Genomic DNA, 15,189 nt, shown 5'->3' with positions numbered 1-15,189 from the left:
GGCTCGGTCAATCTTGCCTCCAAGGAGTCTGCGTTGCGTGCGCTGGGCGATATCGCCGGTTATTTCCGGCGTACCGAGCCGCACAGCCCGGTGGCCTATTTGCTGGAGCGCGCAGTGGCCTGGGCCAATATGCCTTTGGAGCAATGGTTGGCCGAAGTGGTGCGGGATGACACCACGTTGTCGTCGATCCGTGAGCGCGTGGGCCTGCCGCCAAGCTGAATCATCCCCCCCGCCAGGCACCCACAAGTGTGGGCACGCCGAACGGCATATGCCCAAGTCTGGCCGTCCGATGGATGTTTCGTCAGCGCCTGCTTCCTAGACTCATTGAATGTTCTGGAGCGCTTCGCCAATCCGGCAGGCGCAACTAACGTCAACCCACTCAGCAACCCACAACGCGTACGGGGATTCAAATGGCCAAGAAGGAAAGTACCCAGCACAAACTTGATCGCGTCCGCGCCCCGCGCGTACAGCTCACCTATGACGTTGAAGTGGGGGATGCGATCGAGAAAAAGGAACTACCGTTCGTGGCGGGTGTGGTGGGTAATTTCAGCGGCCAGCCTGCCGAGCCACTGGCGAAGTTGAAGGATCGCAAGTTCGTCAACGTCGATAAAGACAATTTTGACGATGCAATGAAGGGCATGAAGCCGCGTGCGCAAATGCAAGTGGAAAACAAGCTTGCTGGTGATGGCTCGAAGCTGGGTGTGGAGTTGAACTTCCGCAGCTTGGAAGATTTCTCGCCGGAGCGCGTGGCCAATCAAATCGAGCCATTGCGCAAGTTGCTGGAGGCGCGCCAGAAGCTGGCAGATCTGCGTAACAAAGCAGCAGGCAATGACAAATTCGAAGATTTGCTCAATGACGTACTCGCCAATACCGACAAGATCGCCCAGCTGAGCAAGGAAGTCGGGCCCAAGTCCGAAGAGTGATTCGAGCCTGCGTGGACGAACCACTGGCACTTCGCCTGAACTTTTGATTCCAAACCGTCAAACGAGCAAACAACATGGCCAATACCGAAACCCAGGCTGCAACCTCCGCCACTGCAGAAGCCGCTGAAGGCGGGCTGTTGGATCAGATTCTGACCCAGAGCAAAATTGCCCGTTCGGATACCGAACGTACCCGTGCGCGTGATCTGATCGCGGAATTGGTGGCGCAGGTCAGCGATGGTGCAATGGTGGTTTCCAAGGATGCGATTGGCGCACTGGATGCACGTATCGCCGAAATCGACCGTGTGCTATCCGAGCAATTATCTGCAGTGATGCATGCACCTGAGTTTCAGCAGCTGGAAGGTAGCTGGCGTGGTTTGAAATACCTGGTCGATAACTCTGAAACCAGCACCACGCTGAAGATCAAGGTGTTCAACACCACCAAGAAGGAGTTGATCAAGGACTTCAAAAATGCAGCGGACTTCGACCAGGGCACGCTGTTCAAGAAGCTCTATGAAGAGGAATACGGCACTTTTGGTGGCGCACCGTTTGCCACTTTGATCGGCGATTTCGAGTTCGGTCGGCATCCGGAAGACATGTATTTGCTGGAAGAAATTTCCCACGTGTGTGCCGCTGCCCATGCGCCGTTCCTCAGTGCCGCGTCGCCGGAATTGCTGGGCTTTGACGATTTCACCGAACTGTCCGGCCCGCGTGATCTGGCCAAGATCTTCGATACCGTTGAATACGCCAAGTGGAAGAGCTTCCGTGCATCTGAAGACTCCCGCTATGTGGGCCTTGCAATGCCGCATGTGTTGGGTCGCCTGCCGTATGGCCCAGACACCGATCCGGTGGAGGCATTCAACTTTGTCGAGCGCACAGATGGCACAGAGCACGGCAAGTACTTGTGGATGAATGCGGCGTATGCGCTGGGAGCCAAGGTAACCGATGCGTTTGCCAAATACGGCTGGTGTGCGGCCATTCGCGGAGTGGAAGGTGGCGGCTTGGTCGAGGGCTTGCCGACCCACACCTTTGCCACTGACGATGGCGAAGTTGCGCTCAAGTGCCCGACTGAAATCGCCATCACCGATCGGCGTGAAAAAGAGCTCGCCGATCTGGGCATGATTCCGCTGGTGCATTGCAAGGGTACTGACTACGCGGCGTTCTTCTCCACCCAATCAGCGCAGAAGGCCAAGGAATACAACACCGATGCCGCCAACGCCAACGCGCGCTTGTCGTCGCAACTGCAGTACATCTTTGCGGTGAGTCGTATCGCGCATTACTTGAAGTCGATGATGCGCGACAAGATCGGCAGTTTCGCCAGCAAGTCCAGTGTCGAAATGTTCCTGAATAACTGGATTGCCCAGTACGTGTTGCTGGACGATAACGCGTCGCAGGAAATGAAGGCGCAATACCCGCTGCGCGAAGCGCGCGTGGAAGTGGTGGATGTTCCCGGCAAGCCGGGTGCATACAAGTCGGTTGCTTTCCTGCGGCCCCACTATCAGCTGGATGAGCTCAGCGTTTCGCTGCGCATGGTCGCGGAATTGCCGAAGTCGGCACGCTGACCTGAATAAAAACAACGCACTACTTTTCTGATTTCACTCACGGAGAACTGCAATGGCAAGTGATATTTTCATGAAGATTGACGGCATCGATGGCGAATCTGCAGATGCTAAACACAAAGGCGAGATCGACGTGCTGGCATGGTCGGTGGGTGCCACCAACTCCGGTTCGATGGCCTATGGCGGTGGTGGTGGTACCGGTAAGGTCGCCTTCCAGGATCTAAGCATCACCAAGCGCATCGACAAGAGCAGCCCGAAGATGATGGAGAAGTGCGCTGATGGCACCCACATCAAGAAGGCCGTGCTGATTGCGCGCAAGCAGGGTGGCCAGCAGATGGATTACGTCAAGATCACGCTGTCGGATCTGCTGGTGTCCAGCATCTCGATGTCGGGCTCGGGTGATGATTCTGAAACTGTTTCGTTCAACTACGGCCATATCGAATACACCTACACCGCACAGAAGCAAGATGGGTCGAAGGAAGGCGATACCGGCATGAAGTGGAACATCAAGAAGAACGACAAGAGTGGCGCATAACATCGCATACCGATGTCACGTGGCTTGATGGATCGTTTGGTCGATGTGCCCCTGCCGGAGGATACTGGCAGGGGCATTTCGGTGACTGAAATTCGCAAAGGAATTGCGGCGGATCTTGAAAACTTGCTCAACACGCGCTCGGAAGCGGCACGGCTGATTCCTGAGACGTTCAAGGAGTGCCGAGCGTCATCATTGACCTTCGGTATCCTTGATTTTTCCTCCTACAGCTTGCTCAGCCCACAGGATCGAGACCGTATCCGTCGCTCGCTGGAGCAAGCAATCAGCCTGCACGAAGCGCGTTTGACCCGAATTCGAGTGACGTTGGAGCCGCAGCGCGAGCTAGATCGCGCTCTGCGCTTTCGGGTCGATGCATTGATGGTATTGGGGTCAGACAACGAAAAAGTGCAGTTCGATGCGGTGCTGCAGTTGAACTCGCAAAACTACATGGTGCGCTGAGCATCGAGTGCTAAGCGCTGATTCGTTATTGGTATCAAGCATCCAATAACGCCATCTTGCACGCAAGCTGCAGGCCGCTTTCCAGTTGGCCAGCAAGGTGGTCTTGCCACCAGGCACTGGTTTGAATTGACTCTTTGCCATCTGCGCCCACGACAGGAAATGCCTGCATGCGCTCGACGAGTGCTTGCAGCAAGGCGATGCGATCGCGCTTGCCGTTCAACAACTTGACCAGCTCCAGCCCCAGCTGGCTGTCGAGGCGCACCATGGAGGGCCGCAGACTGGTCAGCATGTCTTGCCCATTCTCCAGCTGCACGCGGGATAGCGGATTCAAGCAAGGGTATTCACTGGGCGAATTGGCAAACGCCGGCGCATCGATATGCAGGGTCAGTAGGCCGTATTCGAAGGCGATGAGCAAAGCCTTGCAGAGTGTGCCGCGGATTTCCTGCAGATTTTCGTGCTGATCCTCATGCAGGTTGCCGCCACCCTGGGTTGTTGCCAGGTGTTGCTGCAGCAGTGTGTCGACCGATAGAGCGCAGGGAAACGCGTTGCCAATGGCGGTCAATGCACTGGCGACCAATGTATTCGGCGTGGTGAGAGCTGCTCCACCGCTGGCGCAAAAACGTCGTAGTCCCGGGTGAGCCTTTCCTATGTCGGTGTCTGCAAAGGCGGCGTCTTCGTACAGATGTCCTGTCGCTTGCATCTGCAGTACCGCATCCGCTTGTGCTGGGCGCACAATCGCTACTTCTTGCCGGCAGAGCAGGGTTTGTCGGAAGCGCCGGCCTTTCAGATAGTCCAGATATTGTTCGCGGCGAATCACATCACCGGCCGCCAGTTGAGCCAGGCTCGCTGCGGTGTGGTCGGGTAACGAGGCGCCGCTGGAGTCGTGATATTCCGCTTCGGCGAGAAAACCCAGGCCGTGAGTATGCGCGCGTGCAGCGAAATCGGTAATTGAATACGGCAGATTCAATTCGGCCAAGTCGTCGTGGTAGAACACCGCCGATTCGGTTTTTTCGAGCAAATCCTGCGCTTCATGGCGGACCACATCTGCATAGGGTGTCTTGGTGGTCACCGATGCCTGTAGCCAGGCCAGAAACTCGCGCGCCAGCGCAATTTTCTGCAATGGTTCGTTGATGCTGGAGGTATGTTGCTGCAGCATGTCCCACATCATTCGGCGCAGATGGCAGCCGGGCAGGGCGTTATAGCTGATATATGCGATGCCGTTCGCTGTCAGCATGCGCTGGCACAGCGCCAGCAGTGTGTCCTGCACCGAGGCCGGAACCCATGAGAAGAACCCATGCGCGACGATATAGTCGAATGGCGTCGCGCCGCACTCCCATTGGCAAACATCTGCCGCATGCAGTTGCAGATTGGTCAGACCCAATTGCTGACGCATCGCCTCACCACGCGCAATCGCGGTCTGCGACATATCCACGCCGACGAATTGTGCTTGCGGGTAGGCCAGCGCCAAGCTGAGCAATTGCAGGCCATCACCGCAACCTACTTCCAGTAATCGGCATTGGATGGGCGACGCGCTGGCCAGTCCATGCAGGCGGCCAATTGCAGCCAATCGCGATGGGTGCATCTGCGGAAAAATCAGCGCCGGGTATTGCAGGGCATCGTAAGCAAATGCTGCGGTCACGGGTTGTCCTCTTTGGGGAGCGCTTTGGCCGCCAAGACCGCGGCCAGCATTGCTTCGCGCAGGCGTTGCGGTGCTACAGGTTTGAACAGCACAGGGATGCGTTTGGATGTAATTATTGCAATCTGCTCGGGGCGGGTTTCGCCGGTCACCAAAAGCCTGGCAAAGCTCGGATGTGCGGGGTCACACCGATAGCGATGGCTGACCGCATCCAGCACATCAAGGCCACTGAGCTCCGGGCCAAGATGTAGATCGCTGAGAATGAGATCCGGTGGCAGACTCCAGTCCTCGAGTTGGATGAGAGCACTGTCAACATCGTGGGCGGTACGCACCTCGCACCCCCATTCCAGCAACAGCGCGCGTAGCCCCTCCAGAATACTGGGCTCGTCATCAATGGCGAGCACGCGCAGGCCACTGATATCGAGCGGAAAATCGAGACTGTCGTTATCCGTAGGCATCACTTCCACGCTGCGATCCAAGGTGAGTGAAACCAAGGTGCCGCGTGCGGGTCGCGATGACAATGTCAGCGCGCAGCCACATAATTCTGCCAAACGCCGCACGGTCGCCAGTCCCAGCCCAAGGCCGCGCTTGCGCTCACCGGCGGGCAAGGTGCTCTGTTTGACCTGATAGAACTCATCGAACACCCGCTGTTGGTGTTCCGGTGCAATCCCGCAACCGGTATCCCAGACATCAATGCGCACTTGGCCGTTGTCTTGATGACGAACCCCGACCAAAACACCGCCGCTATCGGTATAACGCAGCGCATTACTGACCAGATTGTTGAGGATCCGTGCCAGCATGGTGCGGTCACCCTGCACCCAAGCATCGGTCTTGCGTACAACCAGCCGCAGGCCGCGCGATTCGGCCAGCATGCGGAAGTTGCGACTGACTTCATCGAAGACATCATCCAGCCGCACATTGGACACGCTGGCCTGCATGCTGCCGGACTCCAAGCGTGACAAATCCAGCAATTCGGCAAACAGTTGATCCAGCGAGGCCACGCATTCCTGGATATGCATGATGCGGGTGATCTTGTCAGGATCGGTCTCGCCGGCGCGCAGTGTCGAGGAAAACAACGTCAGGGCATACAACGGCTGACGCAGATCGTGGCTGGCCGCGGCCAGCAGCCGTGCGCGTGACAAGTTGGCGGATTCCAGCTTTGCGTTTTTCTCGGCCAATTCAATACTGGTGCGCCCCAGCGCACTTTGCATCCGGTTCTGCACCTGGGCCACCGACCTGGATGCTTCCTGGATCGCGTATTGAAGTTGCCACAATGGATTGTCGCGGCCATCCAGCGCCAATTGCAGGGGGGCACCCTTGCCCAGACGCTGCACCGCCAGCGTCAAGGCATGTATCGATGCGCGGAAACGCTGGGCGATACCCCAGCTGATGACCAACACCACGAGCACCGCCATCAACAACAAGCCTGCCGCCTTCCATAGCGCTGACCGTAATTGGGCAGCGGGCAACTGGGTATCCAATGGAAGTGCGGCCAGCGCCAACAAACCAAACGCCAGCAGCGCGGCCATGACCAGGGGCAATACCACGGCAATGGCCCATTGCCGCAGCAGCGAAGGAGCTTGACCTGTCGGGGAAGCTGAATGGGGAGATGACGAGGACGGTGCCTGCATGCGCATATTGAACTGGCGGTTGCCGATCTTTACGCAATTTGCGGGGTTGTCGGGCCAGATGCAATCCATGATGCCAGCAAAACAAAAAACCGCCTTGCGGCGGTCTTTGACTGCTCCCGAATCAGGTGTTCTGCAGAGCACGGGATTTTTCATTACCCATGAAATCAAGCTTGCCCAAGCAAAGGGAGTTTGTTTGGGTCGCCGGCATCAATCAGGCGATCAACAGCCAATTTGGCGGCGGCAAAGTCCACCTGCTGATCTGGTGATGCGAACTGTGCCTTCAGACTGGCGAGGGGGGCAGAAGCCCGAACAACAGGAATGGCTGTTGCAAAGAACAGCCCTGCTAGCCAAACAAGCCAGAAGCGGCGAAGTAGGCTGCCCATGCGTCCATGCACCAGTCACGTGACCCGAATCCTAGCCAATCATGAAGAGGGGTGCGATTCGAGTGCAGTTACAGCATGCCTGCAATGGATCCAGAAGCAGCGCAATTGCACGTTGGTGCTTGCAATCTTGTTGTGACACCAAGCTGGCAACGAAAAAACCGCCTTGCGGCGGTTTTGTCGTAACACCTTGAATCTATTGGTCGGGGAGACAGGATTCGAACCTGCGACCTCTACGTCCCGAACGTAGCGCTCTACCAGACTGAGCTACACCCCGATGGTGAGCCGCCCATTTTATGGAGAAGATGCGACATCTGCAAGGGGGGCAATGTGGCGGGACTCACGAGTCCAGCAGTGGCGCAAGATTGGGTTCCAGGAGTTGCCGGCGCCAACCTGCCAGTGCGCCGGTCCAGCCGCTGCCGTCCTGCAAGCCTTCCAGCAGGCGGCGGGAGGCCAGGACACCTTCGGGCAGGCCGAGGTCGGCGGCCAGTTTGGCTACGGCGGCCTGCATGGCGCGCAACTGCGCTTTGTTGCGATCGTCGCCACGCATGGGTGGCGCCTCGTTTTCGTCGGTCAGCGGTGTGCTCAACGCGAGCCATAGCGCCTCGCGCAGGCTGCGCGGGGATTTGGGCGAGGTATCCAGCAGGCCATCGCAGCTGCGCTTGTCGGGCGGATTCTGGCGCGCCAAGGTCACCGCCAGTTCGTTGTCTAGAATCCAACTGCGCGGTCGATCGCTGCTGCGTGCTTGCGCATCACGCCAGCGCAACAGCCGCAATAAGCGGCGTTGCCCCGCGGGGTCGAGAAATTGCGCGCTGCGCAGGGCCAAATGCGGCCAGCGTTCGCCATCGTCCTGCGCTGCATTGGCCAGTTGCCGGCGGCTGTCTTCGGCCAACCAGTTGGCGCGGCTATTGGTGGTAAGCGCGGTCTGCAACTGACGGTGCAGCGCATGCAGATGGCGCACATCGTCCGCGGCATAGTCCAGTTGTGCGGGCGAGAGTGGCCGACGCAGCCAATCCGAACGGGTTTCCCCCTTGGCCAGTTCGACGCCGGTGATGGCGTGCACCAGTTTCTGGTAGCTCAATCCGGCCCCCATGCCGCACAGGGCGGCGGCGGCCTGGGTATCGAACAAGGGCGCAGGCAGTGCACCACAGCTGTGCTGGAATGCCACCAGATCTTCGCTGGGACTGTGCATCAGCTTGAGCACTTCAGGATTTTCCAGCATTGCGACCAAGACCGCGCAGATGCCGGGGACTTGCGGATCGACCAACAGGATGTCGTCGTCGGCTTCGCCCAGCGCAATCTGCACCAAAGCCAGTTGTGGCCAATAGGTGCGCTCGCGGATGAATTCGGTATCCAGCCCGATACAAGGAGGCAGGTGTTGTAAGCGCGCATGCAGCGCGTCGGGGGTGTCGATCCAGTGTGTCATCCGTGCATTATGCGGTTGCAGGCGCGTGGGGGATCACCTAACGTCACCCAGCATCCAATATCCAGCCTGCGCCGGGCAGGGTAAGGCGTTCATGGAGCATGCTTTGCGCACACGCGGTGTACTCACGTTGATGCTGTTGCTATTGGTCGGGTGCAAGCCTGCGGCCAATCCGCATGCCGTGACTGCGCAACCCCGCCAGCTGCCGACTTCCCCCCCCGCCAGGCCGGCGCAATCTGCTCAACCGCAAGGGCAGGTGCGCGTACAGGGGGACGACGCATTGGCGGTGGTGTTGAGCTGGTCGCTGCCAGAGGTAGCCATCTCCCATCCAGCAGCTGCGCGCTCTGCGGCGCGCAGGGCCTTGGCCAAGGGTGATCTGTTCGAGACTGCGCAATCGGCCATTCCTCTATTGCTGGCCCTGCAGAAGTTGCAGCCGGGCAATTTGCAGGACGCCAAGCTGTTGGAGAAATCGCGCACCGCGTTATTGTCCCAGGCATGGTCGGCATTGGCGGAAGACGAAGATCTGGCATCCCTGCGCTATGCCCAACGTCAAGCAACGGTATTGCGCAGTTTGTGGCCGGAGTATCCGCATGTGCAGGAATATCTGGCTGCAGTGGATCAGGTGGGTCAAGCGTTTGACCTTACCTTGGCGGGCGAGGCCAAACTGCGTGCAGGGGAATTGGACAGCGCCGGAGGCGCCCTCGAGAAATTCCGCAAGGCTTTGGTGCTGTGGCCGCGGCTGTTGCGTGCGCAGCGTGGACTGGGATCGGTGGAGGATGTTTTGGTTGCCAAGGCCCAGATGCTGGCGGCAGCAGGTGATTACGATGCCGCCTATGGCCTGCTGGCGCGTGCCGGCCAGGTACGGGGTAGCCCGTTGCTTGCACAAGTGGTGGGTGCGCGCATCGAAGCCGCGCGCAATGAACGGTTGCGGCGTATGCGCGATGCCGGTTTGATTGCATTGGGAACCGGTAGTGGCCTGCAGTTTGCACGTGAGCAATTGGCGGACATGCTGCGCATTGCAAAACCCGGCGATGCCGCCAGTGTGGAGTTGCGCCAACGCATTGATATGGTCAGCCGGTACGACGTATTTCAGCCCAGGCAAGTGTTTACGGATGAAATGCCTGATGCCAGCCGTGGCCCATCGATGGTGGTGGTGCCGTTTGGCGAATTTCTAATGGGGTCTGCCAATGGTGAGATCGATGCCAATGCGGATGAACAACCCCAGCACCGAGTATCGTTCGAGCGTGGATTTGCGATGGGGCGTTACGAAATCACGGTGGGGCAGTTCCGTCGCTTTGTGGAGGCCACCGGTTACGTGGCGCGCGCTACCCAGCGCGGGCATTCGATGGCCTATGACGTGCGCAGCGGCAACTTCGTGCGCGGCAGCGGCATTGACTGGCGATCCGGGTATGACGGGCAGCCGGCCGTGGATGCCATGCCAGTGGTTCACGTCACCGCGCGCGATGCCGAAGCTTATGCGGCATGGCTGAGCCAACAGACCGGCGCACACTACCGTTTGCCCAGTGAGGCGGAATTTGAATACGCGCTGCGTGCCGGGGGGCGAGGGCGTTATCCGTGGGGCAATGCATTGCCGCCAGCGGGGGTTGAAAATCTGGCAGGCGGCAAAGATGTTTCGCCCCGCGGCCGACACTGGAATAACGCATTTGCCGGATATGCCGATGGCTGGTGGGGGCCGGCACCGGTTGGGAGTTTCACGGCGAATCGGTTTGGCCTGTATGACATGGGCGGAAACGTCAGTGAATGGGTGGTCGATTGTTGGCACAAAGGCTATCGGCGTGCGCCGGCGCGCGGTGAGGCGTGGGTGAACCCGGGTTGCCGTAACCGGATGTATCGTGGTGGGGCATGGTCCAGTGCGCCAGTACAAGCGCGTTCTGCATGGCGCGTTTCGGGAGGCGTGGATATCACCAATGCACGGATCGGTTTTCGCTTGGTGCGGCAACTTTGAAATCAGGTGTTGGCAAAAGCTTGAAAAACTGACACCGCGACAGTCACATTGGCACAGAAGGAATCGGGGCATGAATCAATATCCAAGCGGGCAAAGTACGGGGCAACGCCGCGGCGGCTTGCGGCTATGGGTGTTACTGCTGTTTGCCGGTTATGCAGCGTGGTATTGGTTTTCCAACCGCAGTATTGATCCCTTGACCGGGCAAGCGGTGGTGATTGACAAGAGCATTTCACCGGAACAGGAGAAATCACTGGGCTTGCAGGCCTATCAACAAGTCTTGCAACAAGAAAAGCCTTTGCCCGCCGATGCCGAGGCTTCCAAACAAGTGCAAGCCATCGCCGAGCGTTTAATTGGAAAGATCCCGCAAGTGACCGATAGTTTGGCTGCCGAGCATCATCTGCAGGCCAGCCATATCGAAAAATCCTTTGACTGGGCGGTGACGGTATTGCAGTCGGATCAAGTCAATGCCTTCTGTTTGCCCGGCGGCAAAATTGCGGTGTACACCGGCTTGTTGCCGGTGGCGCAAAATGCCGATGCCATGGCAGTGGTGATGGGGCATGAAATCGCCCACGCGCTGTTACGCCATGGTGCGCAGCGGATGACTCGCGGCAAGCTGGAGCAACTCGGCCAAATGGCAGGTGCGGCCAGCGGGATGGATTCGGGTACCTTGCAGACGGTGATGTCGGCCTATGGCTATGGCAGCGCATTGCCGTATGCACGCAGCCAGGAGACGCAGGCGGATGAGTTGGGCCTGATGCTAGCTGCTTCCGCCTGTTTTGATCCGCAACAAGCCATTCCGCTATGGCAGCGCATGGATCAGTCCTCCGGGGGCAGGGCACCCTCGGAGTTTGCGTCCACCCACCCCAGCGCTGGCACCCGGATCCATCAGTTGGAGGCATTGATGCCCAAGGCAGAAGCCTACAAGGCAAAGTTGTGTGGGGGTGCGCAGGCTGCCAGTGGCATGCACTGAATACGTCGAACTTGAAACAGCGCGGCGGTTATTTCCACCCGGTCGTATTGCAAGGTGCCGCTGCGTAGCGGTTCAGCGCGGCTTGCGCGTCTCTTTATTGCGCACACTGCCGGGGCCGGTACCCATGCTATTGCCCAGGTTTTGCTGGAAGTCTTTCCACAGCGCCATATTGCGATCAGTCAACTGGTTCAACATCGCCCACGGGGTTTGCCCCAGCATGCCACCCATCTGCGAGCGGAACTGCTGCTGCTGTTCCAAGAATAATTGCATCGAGCGTTCCAGGTAGTTGCCCATGAAGCCCTGCAATGAATCGCCATAAAAGCGAATCAATTGGCTCAGCAGCTGGGTGGACAACATCGGCTGCCCATCCTGCTCGTGCTCGGTAATGATCTGCAACAAGACCTGACGGGTCAGGTCTTCACCGGTTTTGGCATCACGCACTTCGAAGGATTCGCCATCCACGATCAACTGGCGCACATCCTCGATGGTGATGTAGCTGGAAATTTCGGTGTCGTACAAACGACGGTTGGGGTACTTCTTGATAACGCGAATTGCAGACATTGAGCAATGACTCTAGTTGCACTATGCGCAGCATGGCGCAGTGCAGCAGCGCTTGCAACTGCTGACCGGAAACACGCTTGCCGGCGCAGCGTAAAATGGCGCATGGATACGCTTTGGAAAGAACGTTTTGGCGGTATCGACCGCCTGTATGGCAGCGGCGCGTTGGCGCGGCTGCGCGCTTGCCATGTGACGGTGGTCGGTATTGGTGGTGTGGGGTCATGGGCGGTGGAAGCGCTGGCGCGCAGCGGTGTCGGCAGGTTGACCCTGATCGATGCCGATGATTTGTGCGTGTCCAATACCAACCGGCAATTGCCGGCGTTGGATGGGCAGTTCGGGCGCGCCAAGATCGAGGCGATGGCCGAGCGTTGCCGTGCGATCAATCCGCACATCCACTTGAATTTGCACCCGCAATTTGTCACCCCGGGCAATCTGGATGCGCTGCTGGGAACGCCGGTGGATCTGGTGCTGGATGCCTGTGACAGTTTCCGCAGCAAGGTGGAGATGATTGCCTGGTGCCGTCGCCGCAAGCAGCCGATCATTGCGGTGGGCTCGGCCGGTGGGCGCAGCGATGTCACCCAGATTCGCGTGCGCGATCTGTCGCGCACCGAGCACGATGCGATGCTGTCGTTGATTCGCAAAAAACTGCGCGGCGAATTCAATTTCCCGAAAAACCATGACCGCTACTTCGGGGTGCCGGCGGTGTATTCGCTGGAAAACGTGCGCTACCCGCAGGCCGATGGCAGCGTGTGCGGCGTACGCCCGCAGTTGGGCAAGGATGAGGCGTTGAAGCTCGATTGTGGCGCGGGTTTGGGGGCAGCCACCCATGTGACGGGCGCGTTTGCATTTGCCGCAGTAGGCAAGGCGATGGAGTTGTTGTTGAAGCCGAAGCAGCCCTGATGCTATTGGAGCTCGCAGCCTCAGGCGGCGCACGCGGCCGCTTATTGCAGCGTGAGGTTGAATAAACGTTGTGCATTGGCCGTGGTCGCTGCGGCAAGCGTGTCTTGCGAGATGCCGCGCAACTTCGCCACCACGTCCAGTACCGCGACCAGATGGGCGGGTTCATTGCGCTGGCCGCGATGCGCCGATCCGGGTTGATCGGGGGCGTCGGTTTCCAGCAGCAATTGTTCCAGCGGGATGTGGGCCACCAGTTTGCGCAGGCGATTGGCGCGTTCAAATGTCACTGGCCCGCCGATGCCGAGCAGGAACCCCAGTTGGTGCAGCTGCGCGGCTTGTTCAGGGCTACCGGGGAAACTGTGGATGACGCCGCGCAGTCCGCCGGTGCGGCGAATCGCGGCAATCACCGCATCCACTGCGCGTCGTGCATGCACGATGACAGGCAAGTCAAACTCGCGCGCCAATTTGAGTTGTGCGTCGAAATAAAACAACTGCGTGTCGGCATCCAGTCCACCCACGAAAAAATCCAACCCGCATTCGCCCACTGCCACCGGGGTTTCGCGTTCAACCCAGTGGCGTAGTTCATCCAGATGTTTGCGCTGGTGCTGGTCCAGATACATCGGATGCAAGCCATAGGCAGGATGCAGGCCGGTTTGCGCAGCGCAAATGGTTTTCAGCTTGGGCCAGCCGGCGGCATCGACCGCTGGCACGATTTGGTCGGTAACACCTGCCGCACGTGCACGTGCTTGCACAGCGGCGCGATCGGCGTCGAACTCTGCGGCATCGAAATGGCAGTGGCTGTCGATCAAACGCATGGTTAGGGTAATGGTGGTGTTTCGCCAGATGGTTTTTTCCAGCGGGCCAAGAGCAGGGTTCCCAGTCCGAGCAGAATGTCGTCCCAGGGCACAAAATTCGGGATCGCGAGATCCACAACAAACAGCGCGCCAATCACAAGGAAAAGGCGAGGATGGCTGAGCTTGCCAAGCCAGCGCACCAGTGGGGCAATCAATGGATTAGGCATGAACGTGACCTGAGGGTGGGGGCAGCTCGACTTGGCACCGAATGCGACTGGATCCAATGGTAAATGTCTACGCTCGGCCGGTGGAGGGAGTACCTCACCACTGCAATCAAATGTAGGCGGGGGTGCAAGCGCTGCTAATGTGATGATCGCAGTGCGGGCAGTAGCGGTGTGATGTCGCCATCATTACGCTCGGTCGGCAGTTGCAGCAAGCGCATCAGTAGCGGGTAAACGTCCACATTGTCGAACACGGGCAATTGCACGCCATGACCGAATGCAGGGCCGGCAGCTATAAACGTGGCACGCATCTGCGGCAGGTCGGGGTCGTAGCCGTGGGAGCCACGCGTGGTGGGTGGCTGTTGCATGCGGTAGGCGTATTTCTTGGGCCACAAGGCATCCCAGCCGGCATCCATCTGGCAGATGATGGCGGGAATGCGTGGGTGGCTGCCGTAATGCCATTGCACGGGCAAGTCTTGTTTGCGCCAGCACTGGTAGTGGTCATGGCGACCTAACAACAGCTGTTCGGCGTCTGGGGTTTTGCCTTGGATCGGTGCAAAGCCAATCACCTGCCCATCGCTGACGGCTTCGGCCACGCTGGGTGGGGCCATCTGTTCCACATTGAGTGTGTGCCCCGCAGGGACGGTGTCAAAGCCATGATCGGACACAACCAGCAGGTTGGTGTTGGCAATTTGCTTGTCGTTGGCCAGCCCTTGCAGCAGTGCCGCGATGGCGGCATCCACCTCACGCCGTGCGGCATCGGCTTGCGGTGAATTTGGCCCGTGGTTATGGCTGGCATCATCCACCTGATCCAGGTACATGGTGATGAACCGTGGCCGTTGGTTTGCTGGCAGTGCCAGCCACTGCAGCACTTGCTGGACGCTGTTGATGGCGCGGGTGTTTTCGGCATAGTGGCGCCATTGCCAGGGATGCACACCGTCGATCGCCGCTTCGCTGCCCGGCCAGAACATGGTGGCGCTACGCAGCCCGGCGCGCTGCACGCTCACCCACACAGGTACGCCGCCCCACCAGTCTCCGGTTTCCACTGCGCTACGGTCGGCGGTGCGGAACTTGCCTAGTATGGAATCGGACATCGAGTTGTGAACGATGCCGTGACGATCCGGGCGTAGCCCTGTAACTAGCGCGTAATGGTTGGGAAAGGTCAGCGATGGGTACGACGGGCGCATGCCCACCGCGCGCACATTGGCATCACCCAGTGCATTCAATGTCGGCATGTTGGTGG

General features: G+C 58.9%; 15 protein-coding genes, 1 tRNA gene and 1 pseudogene. 9 read left to right on the top strand and 8 right to left on the bottom strand.

The features are described 5' to 3' along the window. The 5 genes and pseudogenes from QWB57_RS07975 to tssE all read left to right on the top strand — a co-directional run. A pseudogene (locus tag QWB57_RS07975) lies at window positions 1-219 on the top strand (type VI secretion system protein TssA); the annotation flags it as partial. A 191-nt stretch (window positions 220-410) separates the two neighbouring features. Further along, window positions 411-923 carry a type VI secretion system contractile sheath small subunit gene (gene tssB, locus QWB57_RS07970; protein WP_223628263.1) on the top strand — a complete coding sequence of 171 codons (513 nt, stop codon included), beginning with the start codon at window positions 411-413 and terminating at the stop codon, window positions 921-923. 74 nt (window positions 924-997) lie between these two features. After that, window positions 998-2,482: a type VI secretion system contractile sheath large subunit gene (gene tssC, locus QWB57_RS07965; RefSeq protein WP_288969062.1), complete on the top strand. Its 1,485-nt coding sequence runs from the start codon at window positions 998-1,000 to the stop codon at window positions 2,480-2,482. A gap of 52 nt (window positions 2,483-2,534) precedes the next feature. Continuing rightward, window positions 2,535-3,014 (top strand): type VI secretion system tube protein Hcp, encoded by a 480-nt coding sequence (locus QWB57_RS07960; protein WP_223628269.1) that lies wholly within the window; start codon window positions 2,535-2,537, stop codon window positions 3,012-3,014. 12 nt (window positions 3,015-3,026) lie between these two features. After that, complete coding sequence (tssE, locus tag QWB57_RS07955) at window positions 3,027-3,470, top strand: type VI secretion system baseplate subunit TssE (RefSeq protein ID WP_223628271.1); 444 nt, start codon at window positions 3,027-3,029, stop codon at window positions 3,468-3,470. A 34-nt stretch (window positions 3,471-3,504) separates the two neighbouring features. Here tssE and QWB57_RS07950 read toward each other — a convergent pair whose 3' ends face one another. Further along, window positions 3,505-5,109: a class I SAM-dependent methyltransferase gene (locus tag QWB57_RS07950; protein WP_288969061.1), complete on the bottom strand. Its 1,605-nt coding sequence runs from the start codon at window positions 5,107-5,109 to the stop codon at window positions 3,505-3,507. Beyond that, a complete protein-coding gene (locus tag QWB57_RS07945; RefSeq protein ID WP_288969059.1) occupies window positions 5,106-6,635 on the bottom strand; it encodes a hybrid sensor histidine kinase/response regulator in 1,530 nt (509 codons plus the stop codon). Before QWB57_RS07945 ends, QWB57_RS07950 begins: the two co-directional genes overlap by 4 nt. 100 nt (window positions 6,636-6,735) lie before the next feature. Here QWB57_RS07945 and QWB57_RS07940 point away from each other — a divergent pair, with 100 nt between their 5' ends. Next, window positions 6,736-7,143: a hypothetical protein gene (locus QWB57_RS07940; RefSeq protein WP_288969058.1), complete on the top strand. Its 408-nt coding sequence runs from the start codon at window positions 6,736-6,738 to the stop codon at window positions 7,141-7,143. Window positions 7,144-7,317: 174 nt separating this feature from the next. On the opposite strand, the gene QWB57_RS07935 is transcribed toward QWB57_RS07940, so the two are convergent. Further along, window positions 7,318-7,394 (bottom strand) — tRNA-Pro (locus tag QWB57_RS07935). 63 nt (window positions 7,395-7,457) lie between these two features. After that, the gene (gene rnd / locus QWB57_RS07930; protein ID WP_288969057.1) at window positions 7,458-8,543 is read right to left on the bottom strand and encodes a ribonuclease D; all 1,086 of its coding nucleotides are present in this window, start codon (window positions 8,541-8,543) and stop codon (window positions 7,458-7,460) included. A 91-nt stretch (window positions 8,544-8,634) separates the two neighbouring features. Between rnd and QWB57_RS07925 the strand changes: the two genes are divergently transcribed. Together QWB57_RS07925 and QWB57_RS07920 are read left to right on the top strand one after the other, a co-directional pair. After that, window positions 8,635-10,506, top strand: a complete 1,872-nt coding sequence (locus QWB57_RS07925) for a formylglycine-generating enzyme family protein (RefSeq protein ID WP_288969055.1) — start codon at window positions 8,635-8,637, stop codon at window positions 10,504-10,506. Window positions 10,507-10,576: 70 nt separating this feature from the next. Next, window positions 10,577-11,476 (top strand): M48 family metallopeptidase, encoded by a 900-nt coding sequence (locus QWB57_RS07920; protein WP_223628288.1) that lies wholly within the window; start codon window positions 10,577-10,579, stop codon window positions 11,474-11,476. 72 nt (window positions 11,477-11,548) lie between these two features. On the opposite strand, the gene phaR is transcribed toward QWB57_RS07920, so the two are convergent. After that, on the bottom strand, window positions 11,549-12,037 hold the full coding sequence (phaR, locus tag QWB57_RS07915; protein ID WP_223628290.1) for a polyhydroxyalkanoate synthesis repressor PhaR: 489 nt from the start codon (window positions 12,035-12,037) through the stop codon (window positions 11,549-11,551). 102 nt (window positions 12,038-12,139) lie between these two features. Between phaR and QWB57_RS07910 the strand changes: the two genes are divergently transcribed. Beyond that, window positions 12,140-12,934: a tRNA threonylcarbamoyladenosine dehydratase gene (locus QWB57_RS07910; protein ID WP_288969053.1), complete on the top strand. Its 795-nt coding sequence runs from the start codon at window positions 12,140-12,142 to the stop codon at window positions 12,932-12,934. Window positions 12,935-12,975: 41 nt separating this feature from the next. On the opposite strand, the gene QWB57_RS07905 is transcribed toward QWB57_RS07910, so the two are convergent. The 3 genes from QWB57_RS07905 to QWB57_RS07895 form a co-directional block, all read right to left on the bottom strand. Beyond that, window positions 12,976-13,746, bottom strand: a complete 771-nt coding sequence (locus tag QWB57_RS07905) for a TatD family hydrolase (RefSeq protein ID WP_223628295.1) — start codon at window positions 13,744-13,746, stop codon at window positions 12,976-12,978. A 2-nt stretch (window positions 13,747-13,748) separates the two neighbouring features. After that, window positions 13,749-13,952, bottom strand: coding sequence for a DUF6116 family protein (locus QWB57_RS07900; RefSeq protein ID WP_223628297.1), 204 nt, complete (start codon window positions 13,950-13,952; stop codon window positions 13,749-13,751). 134 nt (window positions 13,953-14,086) lie between these two features. Then, on the bottom strand, window positions 14,087-15,189 hold a 1,103-nt coding region (locus tag QWB57_RS07895), incomplete at its 5' end, for an ectonucleotide pyrophosphatase/phosphodiesterase (protein WP_288969050.1).

The sequence above is a fragment of the uncultured Thermomonas sp. genome (genome assembly GCF_937872235.1).
Taxonomy (GTDB): Bacteria; Pseudomonadota; Gammaproteobacteria; order Xanthomonadales; family Xanthomonadaceae; genus Thermomonas; species Thermomonas beijingensis.
This window is presented reverse-complemented; position numbering and strand designations above follow the sequence as displayed.